Consider the following 9093-nt stretch of genomic DNA (forward strand, 5'->3'; position numbering starts at 1 on the left):
AAAATGGCAAAATACGATGTTAAATCTAGCGACGCTAGTGAATTTATAAATGATGCAGAAATTTTAGAAACTATAGATTACGGTAGGGCCAATTCCCACAACCGTAAGTTAATCATAGATATTTTGAACAAGGCAAAGAAGGCAAGGGGACTTAACCACAGGGAGGCCTTCGTCCTTTTATCTTGTGAAGAAGACGACCTCAACGAAGAAATTTTTAACCTGGCAAGAGAGCTTAAGCACAAGTTTTATGCCAATAGAATAGTCCTCTTTGCCCCCCTCTACCTATCCAACTATTGTGTTAATGGCTGTTCCTATTGTCCCTTCCATGGTCAAAACAAGACAATTCCAAGAAGGAAGCTTTCCCAAGATGAGATAAGAGAGCAAGTTATAGCCCTCCAAGACCAAGGCCACAAGCGACTTGCCTTAGAGGCTGGGGAAGATCCTATCCACAACCCTATCGAGTACATCCTTGAGTCAATCCATACCATCTACAATATCAAGCACAAAAACGGGGCTATAAGACGTGTCAATGTCAACATAGCAGCCACCACTGTAGAAAATTATAGGAAGCTCCACGAGGCCGAGATAGGAACCTATATTTTATTCCAAGAGACCTATAACAAGAAAAATTATGAAGACCTCCACAAGTTTGGACCAAAGGCAAACTACGCCTACCACACAGAAGCCATGGATAGGGCCTTTGAAGGTGGGATAGATGATTTGGGCCTTGGGGTCTTGTATGGACTTGATTCCTATGAGTATGAATTTGTCGGTCAATTGATGCACGCAGAACACCTTGAAGCAATGAATAATGTAGGCCCTCATACCATATCTGTCCCAAGGATCCAACCAGCTGATGATATAGACCCTAACGACTTTGACAATTCCCTATCTGATGAAATGTTTGAGAAAATCGTAGCCTGCATAAGAATAGCAGCCCCTTATACTGGCATGATAGTTTCAACAAGGGAGAGCCAAGAGATGAGAGAAAGACTCCTAGACCTCGGTATATCCCAAATATCAGGTGGTAGCAGGACTACCGTAGGGGGCTATGGGGCTGAAGATGATGGCAATGAAGAGAATGCCCAATTTGAATTATCTGACCATAGGAGCCTGGATGAAGTTATAGACTGGCTAATTTCTATGAACCACATTCCATCATTTTGTACAGCCTGCTATAGGAAGGGAAGGACTGGAGAGGTCTTTATGTCCATGGTCAAAGAACATGGCATAGGCAATATCTGCCAACCAAATGCCCTCACCACCCTAGAAGAATATGCCATAGATTATGCAAGTGATAAGACAAGGCTTGATGCAGAAAGACTTATCGAAAGGGAGCTTATGAGTATCCCAAGCGAGGAAGTAAGAAGAAGGACTGTAGAAAATCTAAAGAAAATAAAAGAGGGTCAGAGGGACCTCTATATCTAAGATGAAAACACAAATTAGCGAAAGGGTTCACATAGGAATCTTTGGTAATACCAATTCCGGCAAGTCAACCCTCCTTAACTATATGACCCAAACCGATACTTCCATAGTATCAGAGATAGCTGGCACTACCACAGACCCTATAAGAAAAACTATGGAAATCACGGGCTTTGGTCCAGTTCTTTTTATAGATACAGCAGGCTTTATGGACAAGACAGACCTTGGCTCTATCCGCCACCAAAAATCAAGAGAACAGATCGATAAGTGTGATATCTTTCTTTATTGCCTATCTGAAGAAATGAACACAAGCCTTATCGACCTCCTAAAATCCAAAAACAAGCCGATAATTTACCTTGCTATGAGGGATGACTTGGGTTACGCTAAGGACTTAATAGAAAAGTACAAGGCCCTGGACCCAATCTCTGTCAATATAAAAGATACAACTGATAGGGATAAGATCTTTGAAAGAATAAAAGACGTTTTCAAAAGAGAAGAGCTTAGCTTGACCAAGTCCCTAGTCAAAGAAGGAGATAGCGTCCTCTTGGTTATGCCCCAAGATAAGGCAGCGCCCAAAGGTCGACTCATAAAGCCCCAAGTTACTACCATAAGGGAGATTATCGACAAGAACGCTAGTGCCATCTGTACGAATTTGGAAAATTTAGATAGAACCTTGGCAAATTTTAAAAAAATTGACCTTGTGATTTGCGATTCCCAAGTTTTTGGCCCAGTCTATCAAAAAATAGGAGGCCAGATCCCCCTCACATCCTTCTCGGTCCTCTTTTCTGCCTTCAAGGGGGACCTCGATTACTTTGTAGAATCAGCTAAGGTCCTAGACAACAATCCCAAGAGGATTTTGATTAGTGAAGAATGTACCCACCCTCCTATAGAAGAAGATATAGGTAGAGTCAAGATCCCAAATCTCCTCAAGAAGAAATTCCCCGACCTTGAGATTGACTTTGTAAGGGTTGATGAGAAGAAAAATTATGAGGACTACGACCTTATTATTAGCTGTGGGGCCTGTATGATAAATAGGACTGCTATGCTTAGCAAGGTAGCTAGGGCAAAAGATTTAAATATCCCCATGACCAATTACGGGATTACTATAGCCAAACTCAAGGGGATTTTGGATAAAATCAAACTTCCAGAATAAGAAAAAAGCTTAGCCATAGGTTTTTGCCTAGACTAAGCTTATTTTTTAATTATATCGTCTTGTTTCTTTGTTGTAGGATATAACATCTCCCCTGGCACTTACTATCCTAAAGCCTGCGTTTTTTACCCTAACTTCTAGGCAGGCCCTACACTCGGCTGCCTCTTCTCCTGTGCAAATCTTGTTATCGTAGAGGGCGTAGGACTCTCTAACTGATGTAGGAGATAGGTTAGGCATAAGGACATTGGCTCCAGCCTTGAGACCTTCTTCTCTCCCCCTTGGATCGATTGTACCAAGGGATGTGGTTGATGGAATGAGGGCATAGGGAAAGAGGATCCTCAAGATTGATATCAGCCTCAAGGTCTTCCTATAGGACCCATTAGAAAAGTCCCTAAAGGGAGTATCATGTTGGGTAAGGTAGGGACCTATCCCTATCATGGCAGGCTCCAATTCTTGTAAAAATCGCAAGTCCTTGATTATCATATCGTCAGTTTGGTAGGGAGAGCCTACCATGAAGCCTCCACCGACCTGGTAGCCGATTTCCTTTAGGTTAAAGAGGGCCTTTCTCCTAGCTTCAAAACTCATATCCCTTGGGTGGAGCTTGTAATAGTGGTCCTTATCAGAAGTTTCTTCCCTCAAAAGATATCTATCAGCCCCTGCAATATAAAGTCTTTTGTAGGACTCATAGGACCTTTCTCCAAGGGATAGAGTTATGGCTATGTCTGGGTGGTGGCCCTTGATTTCTTCGATTATACTTACAAAGATATCATCGGTATAATAAGCATCTTCCCCTCCTTGGAGGACTATAGTCCTATAGCCTAGGTCGTAGCCAAGGTCTGCTGTGGCTATTATCTCCTCGGTAGATAGCCTATACCTAGCTATATTTTTGTTAGCTCCCCTTATCCCACAATAGTAGCAGTTGTTCTTGCAGATATTGGAAAATTCTATCAGACCCCTAACATAGACCTTATCTCCATATATCTCTCGCCTTATTTTATTGGCCCTTGTGGCAAGCTCATCATTTAGGGAATCATCCCCTATCCATCTTTTTAAAGTTTGGTCATCATAGTATTTAGTATTTTTTAATTCCATATTTTCGCCTTAAAAATCTTTATAAAAATCAAGAGACCATCGCAAATGTCTATTTGCAACAGCCTCTATGGGTTAGGTAAAATAAATTCATTTATAATATACTGCTCTTTACTTTCTTTGCAAATATAAGTCAAAGCCCTCCTAGCTCTCTTGGGTGAAGAGCTTGAGGGGGAACTTTGATTTTTTAAGTCTTGGTATATAACTTGTCAAATCTTCCCCCAGGGCTTCTTGGTAGGCCCTATAGGTCCTTTCAAATTTATCCTCATCAAGGTCAAGCCTTTGGTCCAAGAAATTTTTGCCATATTTTCTTTCTTCTAGGACTAGCAAGAACTTATCTACGAAGGCAACAAGGTCACTGTAGGGAGATTGGTCATACTTTAGGAAGAATCTCTCCAAAAAATCTCTCCTTGGGGAAGGCAAGTCCTTATCCTTAAAGTAAGCAAGGAGGGCCGTATTTCCTATATAAAAATAAGAATCCTCCCTCAAAAGCTCATAGGTCCTAAAGATAAAATCTTCACTCGTTTGAGTCTTTCCTAGATAGACCAAGGCTCCTGCCGCAAAGGCCACATCCTCATCTAGGCCCAATTTTTTTGCCATATTTTTTGAGATAAGGCCTAGGAGGTAGGCGTGGATTATCCACCTACCAAAAAAGTCTTCATCCACGCTTGATAGGTAGTCTATAATCTTGTCCTTGTTGGGTATATTTCCAAAATCTTTCTTATACATGGAGCTTTATTTTTCCTAGGGAATAAACCATATCGTCTTCTGTAGACCTAAGGGCATACTCGATTATATCTCCCTCTCTCTTGGCATAGCCCTTAACGAAGTCCTTGTTTCTAATTTCGTTTCTATAGACTAGGTTGATGTATTCGATATCCTTATCATTTATCCCAGTTATTTCTTTTACATAGTCAAAGTAGACTCCATTATTTACATGGAGGTTGGTATCAATATCTGCCCTTCTGACTTGGATATCCTTTACAAAGTCTAGGTCCTTAGAGTATTTTAGTTTAGGTGGCCTAAGGCTTTCTTCTTCGTGGCCATAGGCTTCTTCTATCTTTGCAGGGATTTTTACTGGCCTTAGCCTATCTATATCTATTAGCATAAAGTCAGCCCTCGCCCTAACAACAAGGTATCCTTGCCTTTCTACCAAGAATTCTCTATAAGCGTAGAACTTATTAATGTGGGTCGGGATAGTAGTGATTGTAACCTCATCATTTAGTTTGATAGGCTCTAGTATTTCTATATCCCACTTGTATACAATCCACCTATACCTGCCCATATCTATTTTATCTTCAATATCAATTTCTTGTAAATAACCGACATCTGACATAAGAGCTGATAGATTTCTTAAACTTAGGTAACCTTCACTATCTGTTAGGATGTTAGTTATTTTGTAAGTTATGGATTTTCTCATCTATTCTCCAATCTCTTCTAACAAAACTACAAGTCCCATATTAAAGACTTCGTCATCATCAAAATTATCAGGATTTATTTGGTAGGTCTTATCCTTATTTTCTGCCTTGATATCAGGTTCTATCCCTACCTTGTTAATCTTTGCTCCACTTGGTGTATGGTATTCGCTTACAGTAATCTTGGCTCCACTTCCATCTTCTAGTGGGAAGATCTTTTGAACTATACCCTTACCGAAAGTTTTTGTTCCGACAAGCTTAGCCCTGCCCCTATCCTTTAAGGCTCCAGCCAAAATTTCACTTGCTGATGCACTATTTTCATTAATCAAAACAGTAATAGGGATGTCATCGTGGTCCTCATCACTTTCCTCTGTAATTATATCGCCATTCTTATCTTCTGTTGTAACAATAACTCCCTTATCTAGGAAGGTATCTGCTATATTTAGGCAAACATCCAAGGCTCCACCTGGGTTATTTCTAAGATCCAAAAGCAGACCATCTATTCCCTGATCCTTTAGTTGCTTATATTCCTTGTCAAATTCTTCATCAGTTATATCATCAAAAGACCTAATATGAAGGTAGCCGATATTTTTGCCATCTTCTTCAACAATCCTTGAATCTACTGTATCAACTTCTAGTTCACGTCTTTCTACTTCAAACTCTAACTCTTCTCCCTTCGGATTATCCTCGCTAGTTCTTAGGACAGTTATCTTAACAGATGTTCCTTCATCACCCTTAATATTTGCTACAGCTTCGTCCATATTGCTTCCTGAATATTCTATTCCATCAACCTTTATTAGGTAGTCGCCTACCTTTATGCCAGCTTCTTCTGCAGGTGAATCCTTAAAAATTTGAACAGCCTGAATTAGACCCTCCTTACTAGCTTGAACTACAACACCTATGCCCTTATACCTACCATTGAGAGATTCCATAAGTTTAGAAAACTCATCCTTGGTAAAATACTCAGTATAAGGATCTCCGAGGTTGGCATACATACCCTTAAGGGATCCTTGGTAAAGGTCTTCTTCCTTATAGTCAAACAAGAAATTTTGGTCAATCAAAGCCTTTAAGAGATTCATATCCTTGATATGCTCATCTTCCTTCGATACTATGGCCCCTTCCATATCAGCCCTATAGTTTCCTCCAATAATAAAACCTGTAAAGCCTACTCCAAAAACTAGAACTAGGCCCAGTATAAATTTTCCAAATTTTTTCATACTTCCTCCATAAATTCACTTATATCATAACACAAAACCAGATAAAATTATAATATATAAGATAATTTTCCATCAGAAAAGAAAAATATCAATGTTAAAAGGCTTTCTCAAGGGTATAATAATATAAAAAACTTTGTTCAATGAGCACGAAGGAGTTGATATAAAAAATAAATTTATAAGGTCGATGCTAAGTCTAGGTCTTCTAAGTGGAATTATACTCGGTGTAGGATATAACTATCGATTAGCAGATACAGAACTTAATCATTAAGCAAGTTCAATTATTAAAAACTACAAAGAAAGTTTAAATAAATTAAAAATTCAATCCAAGGGCAGTGTACAGATTAAAGAAATATACTTATATAATTGCTTCAGGCAAGATGAAAAATGACCTCGATTTAATCTAAGGGTTAACGTAAATTTCTTGACCAATTATCTTCACTTCCCGAATATAAACTATATTGTAGAAAAGCATCAAAATAAATAAAAAATATAATGGAATTCTTAGAAAATTCTATAGATAAGTTAGATAGCAAAGCAGTTACAAGTAATGAGTCAGTAAAGATTTTGGATTGAGTTAAAGCCTTCAATAGGAAACAACTAATACTTACAAGCTCAAACTGAATTAAAAGATGAACTTAATAAGGCAATATAATGTGGATATAAAATCTATAAGCTTGGTTATTGAATAAGTAAAGATATCTACTAAAAGGCCATCAAAAATATAAATAGCGAAGATAGTATAAGAGTAAATGCCGAACACCCAAGTTAACAAATAAAAGCTAGATTGCACCATCAAAGTTGCAGAAGCTATATAAAAAACAATAGTGATAAATATACAGAAAAATCACTAAACGAATTAAAACAAGCCATGGATACTGTAAAACTTATTACAGATAATAAAAAACAATACTTGCTATACTTAATGAATGTCTAAAAAACTAGATAATTTATAATTTAATTATAAAAGTTAAGAAAGTAAAAAAAGAAAATCAATTAATTGCAAATGTAGCTAAAATCTTAAGCACTACTTATCCACCATTAACTATTAAGAATGTTTTGGTCGAGCTTGAAAAGATGATTGAACAATTATAGAAACTTATCAAAAAAGCTGATGAAATGCTTAATTAATATGAAAAATAAATTGAGAGGTAAATTATGATTAGAAAAAAAATTCTTGCAACTATTCTTGTTGCAAACTTTGCATTTTGCGGATTATCTACTTATGAGGCACATTCAAATACTAACATAGCCTATGCTGAAGAAGATGAAAATACAAAATTTATCCAACAAAAACAAGAGTTAGAGATGGCAATAAATGATAGCATAAATGTAACTAGTTCCGAAGCATATGGGATAGTTATAGATCAATCAATAAAGGATACTTACTTAGATGCTGTCAATCATGGTAAAAGTATATTAGCAAATATTAATAACTACAATTTTGATGACCTCAGAGAAGCTACCATAAGAATAAATGAAGCCAAAATTGCTTTAGGATCTAGGGCTGCGTTAGATCTTAAATTAAATCAACTAGAAAAATCAATCGAATATAACCAAAATAATGCAACTGCAGCAAGAATCTTACTTGACAATTATCCAGAAACAGTTAAAAACATAAGGCAAAATCTATTGTCCTTACTTGAACAATCAAATATATTGATAGAAAATGCAAGAGCTATATTAGAAAAATATAGATAAGAATAAAATATCAAAAAAAGAAATTGGGTATTATTCTTAACACTTCAATAGGATTGCTAGCAGTAGAAACAACTTAACAAATTAAGGATTGATTCAATCAGCTTATGTGACTACAGAAGACGATGAGCACAAGGAAAAAGTCCAAAAAAATTGAAGTAAAAGAAGAATTCATAAAACTAATACCTACAAAAACATTAAATATTCTAAAAAAGAAGTCTATAGAAGTCTATAAATAAAGCATTGAATATATCAAAGATGTTTTAGATTGTAAGGCAATAGGAAATTACAAGTAAATCTATAAAATATTAAATACTAAAAAATTTAAAAGTATCAAAGGCTATTTAGAAGCTTTAATAGATCAATCATATGTCCTTATAAAAAGGCTCAAAAATTAATTAAAGAATTAAGAAAATAATAAACTTCTAAGAAGGGGACTTTGAAAAGTAGGGATTTCCCTTCTTTTTTGTGTTCCTAAACTATTAATACAAAGATTTTTTTATGTAGAGGAGGAATTTTGGATATAGGATCATTATTAGTTTTGTCGGTTGGACTTGCCATGGATGCCTTTGCAGCAAGCATTTGTAAGGGGCTTTCTGAGGTGAGTCATTCTCTTAAGGACAGTCTATCTGTCGGGCTATGCTTTGGATTTTTCCAAGGCCTAATGCCTCTGATAGGATTTTTGCTAGGGCATAGCTTCGCAGCGTCTATCAAGGCAATAGACCACTGGGTGGCATTCTTCCTTTTGCTATTCCTAGGTCTTGAGATGATTAAAGAAGCTAGGAATCCTTATTGTGAAATAAATAGGGGGCTAGACTTTGCTAACCTTATCAAGATGGGTATAGCTACATCAATTGATGCCCTTGCTGTCGGTGTGAGCCTTGCCTTTTTGGAAATAGATATAATAAATGCAGCTACAACTATAGGAGTTGTAACAGCTGTCCTATCTATTATAGGCTTTAAGATTGGAACAAGGCTTGGTCTAAAGAGCAAGCAGATAGCAGACCTTGCAGGAGGGCTTATCCTAATAGGTCTAGGTACAAAAATATTAATAGAGCATTTATTTTTCCAATAAAGTTTACTGGTGGGACGGACTTCCACCAGT

At 37.0% G+C, this 9093-nt stretch carries 8 protein-coding genes; 4 read left to right on the forward strand and 4 right to left on the reverse strand.

Translation table 11 applies throughout. From position 1 onward, the window contains the following. The first annotated feature begins 3 nt into the window (after positions 1 to 3). Positions 4 to 1428 (forward strand): [FeFe] hydrogenase H-cluster radical SAM maturase HydG, encoded by a 1425-nt coding sequence (hydG, locus tag MUN42_RS07635; protein ID WP_243344105.1) that lies wholly within the window; start codon positions 4 to 6, stop codon positions 1426 to 1428. A gap of 1 nt (position 1429) precedes the next feature. Beyond that, positions 1430 to 2575, forward strand: coding sequence for a [FeFe] hydrogenase H-cluster maturation GTPase HydF (gene hydF, locus MUN42_RS07640; protein ID WP_243344097.1), 1146 nt, complete (start codon positions 1430 to 1432; stop codon positions 2573 to 2575). A gap of 45 nt (positions 2576 to 2620) precedes the next feature. On the opposite strand, the gene hydE is transcribed toward hydF, so the two are convergent. The 4 genes from hydE to MUN42_RS07660 form a co-directional block, all read right to left on the reverse strand. Then, positions 2621 to 3664 (reverse strand): [FeFe] hydrogenase H-cluster radical SAM maturase HydE, encoded by a 1044-nt coding sequence (hydE, locus tag MUN42_RS07645; protein WP_243344098.1) that lies wholly within the window; start codon positions 3662 to 3664, stop codon positions 2621 to 2623. 141 nt (positions 3665 to 3805) lie between these two features. After that, positions 3806 to 4390 (reverse strand): hypothetical protein, encoded by a 585-nt coding sequence (locus MUN42_RS07650; protein WP_243344099.1) that lies wholly within the window; start codon positions 4388 to 4390, stop codon positions 3806 to 3808. Next, complete coding sequence (locus tag MUN42_RS07655; protein WP_243344100.1) at positions 4383 to 5081, reverse strand: acyl-ACP thioesterase domain-containing protein; 699 nt, start codon at positions 5079 to 5081, stop codon at positions 4383 to 4385. The genes MUN42_RS07650 and MUN42_RS07655 overlap by 8 nt, the downstream gene beginning before the upstream one ends. Next, entirely contained in the window at positions 5082 to 6293 is a 1212-nt protein-coding gene (locus MUN42_RS07660; RefSeq protein WP_243344101.1) for a S41 family peptidase, read from the reverse strand. Positions 6294 to 7448: 1155 nt separating this feature from the next. Between MUN42_RS07660 and MUN42_RS07665 the strand changes: the two genes are divergently transcribed. Then, positions 7449 to 7991, forward strand: a complete 543-nt coding sequence (locus tag MUN42_RS07665; RefSeq protein WP_243344102.1) for a hypothetical protein — start codon at positions 7449 to 7451, stop codon at positions 7989 to 7991. 514 nt (positions 7992 to 8505) lie between these two features. After that, positions 8506 to 9063, forward strand: coding sequence for a manganese efflux pump MntP family protein (locus tag MUN42_RS07670; protein ID WP_243344103.1), 558 nt, complete (start codon positions 8506 to 8508; stop codon positions 9061 to 9063). Positions 9064 to 9093: the final 30 nt, after the last annotated feature.

It is taken from the genome of Anaerococcus sp. AGMB09787, from assembly GCF_022808955.1.
In the GTDB taxonomy this organism is placed as follows: Bacteria; Bacillota; Clostridia; order Tissierellales; family Peptoniphilaceae; genus Anaerococcus.